The organism is Streptomyces sp. NPDC020965 (assembly GCF_044333555.1).
Lineage (GTDB): Bacteria > Actinomycetota > Actinomycetes > Streptomycetales > Streptomycetaceae > Streptomyces.
Map to the genome: position 1 here is coordinate 1 of NZ_JBIRRE010000041.1, position 2,158 is coordinate 2,158.

The window sequence follows — 2,158 nt, forward strand, 5'->3', positions numbered from 1 at the left end:
ATGGGTTGGCTGTGGTGCGGCGTGGTTTGGGGTTGCCGGGTACGTCGGTGGCGTGGGGGTTGTGGGAGGGGGCTGGTATGGGTGCGGTGTTGGGTAAGGCTGATGTGTTGCGGATGAGTCGTTCGGGTGTGTTGGGGTTGTCGGTGGGTGAGGGGTTGGGGTTGTTTGATGTGGCGTTGGGTGAGGATGTGGCGGCGTTGGTGCCGGTGCGGTTGGATTTGGGGGCGTTGCGTTCGCGGGTTGATGGGGTGCCTGCGGTGTTCCGGTCGTTGGTGCGGGTGCCGGTGCGTCGTTCGGTGGGTGTGGGTGTTTCGGGTGGTGGTGAGGTGTCGTTGGAGCGGCGTTTGGCGGTGTTGGATGCGGGTGAGCGTGAGCGGGTGTTGTTGGAGTTGGTGCGGTCGCATGTGGCGGCTGTGTTGGGTTATGAGGGTGCGGGGTCGATTGAGCCGGGTCGTGCGTTCAGTGATATCGGGTTCGATTCGTTGTCGGCGGTTGAGCTGCGGAATCGTTTGAATGGTGAGACGGGGCTGCGGCTGCCGGCGACGCTGATCTTCGATTACCCCACCCCCCAAGCCCTCGCCGATCTCATCCAGGAGAAGACGCTGGGTCTGGTCGACGCCGCCGCGGCCACCGTGTCCACCACGGTGTCCCGCACCGATGACGAGCCCATCGCCATCGTCGGCATGGGCTGCCGCTACCCGGGAGACGTCCGTACCCCCGAGGAGCTGTGGCGGCTCGTCGCCAGCGGCACGGACGCCGTCAGCCTCTTCCCCGAGGACCGGGGCTGGAACGTCGACTCCATCTACGACCCGACGCCCGGCCTGTCCGGGAAGACGTACACCCGTGAGGGCGGCTTCCTGCACGACGCGGTCGAGTTCGACGCCGGCTTCTTCGGGATCTCGCCGCGTGAGGCCCTCGCCATGGACCCGCAGCAGCGACTGCTCCTTGAGACGTCCTGGGAGGCGATGGAGCGGGCGGGCATCGACCCGAACAGCCTGCGCGGCACGCAGACCGGCGTCTTCGCCGGGATCATGTACCACGACTACGGGTCCCGGGTGACCCAGCCGTCGGAGGAGGTCGAGGGCTACCTCGGCAACGGCAGCGCGGGCAGCATCGCGTCCGGCCGGGTCTCCTACACCTTCGGGTTCGAGGGTCCGGCGGTCACGGTCGACACCGCCTGTTCCTCCTCGCTCGTCGCCCTCCACTGGGCGGCTCAGGCCCTGCGCCAGGGCGAGTGCAGCATGGCGCTCGCGGGCGGTGTGACCGTCATGTCGACGCCGGAGACCTTCGTCGACTTCAGCCTCCAGCGCGGCCTTGCCACGAACGGCCGGTGCAAGGCGTTCTCGTCCGACGCGGACGGAACTGGCTGGGGCGAGGGCGCCGGAATGCTCCTGCTGGAGCGGTTGTCGGACGCGCGGAAGAACGGGCACGAGGTACTCGCGGTCATCCGTGGTTCGGCGCTGAACCAGGACGGTGCGAGCAATGGTCTGACGGCGCCGAACGGTCCGTCCCAGCAGCGGGTGATCCGCCAGGCGCTGGCCAACGCCGGTCTGTCGGCCGCCGAGGTGGACGCGGTCGAGGCGCACGGCACCGGTACCACGCTCGGTGACCCGATCGAGGCGCAGGCGCTCCTGGCGACCTACGGCCAGGAGCGGGACGGCGACCAGCCGCTGCTGCTGGGCTCGATCAAGTCGAACGTCGGCCACACGCAGGCGGCCGCCGGTGTCGGCGGTGTGATCAAGATGGTGATGGCGATCAGGAACGGTGTGCTGCCGAAGACGCTGCATGTCACCGAGCCGTCGCCGCATGTGGATTGGTCTGCTGGTGCGGTGGAGCTGTTGGCGGAGGCTCGGGAGTGGCCTGAGACGGGTCGTCCGCGTCGTGCGGGTGTGTCGTCGTTCGGTATCAGTGGGACGAATGCGCACGTGATCGTGGAGCAGGCCCCCACCGACCAGCCGGCGCCGCTGAGCGAGCCGGTTGGTGATGTGCCGGGTCTTCCGGTGCCGTGGATCGTCTCGGCCAAGTCCGCGGAGGCGTTGCGGGCGCAGGCGGGTCGGTTGGGTTCGTTCTTGGGTGAGACCGGTGTTGTTGATGTGCCGGCGGTGGGTTGGTCGTTGGTGCGGGGTCGTTCGGTGTTCGCGCATCGGGCGGTTGTGGT

The 2,158-nt window shown here is 68.2% G+C and carries 1 protein-coding gene; it reads left to right on the forward strand.

Annotated features, from left to right (window positions below; all coding sequences use genetic code 11):
• The coding region (locus ACH4S7_RS36530) for a beta-ketoacyl synthase N-terminal-like domain-containing protein (RefSeq protein WP_398525744.1) at positions 1 to 2,158 on the forward strand (2,158 nt) is incomplete at both ends.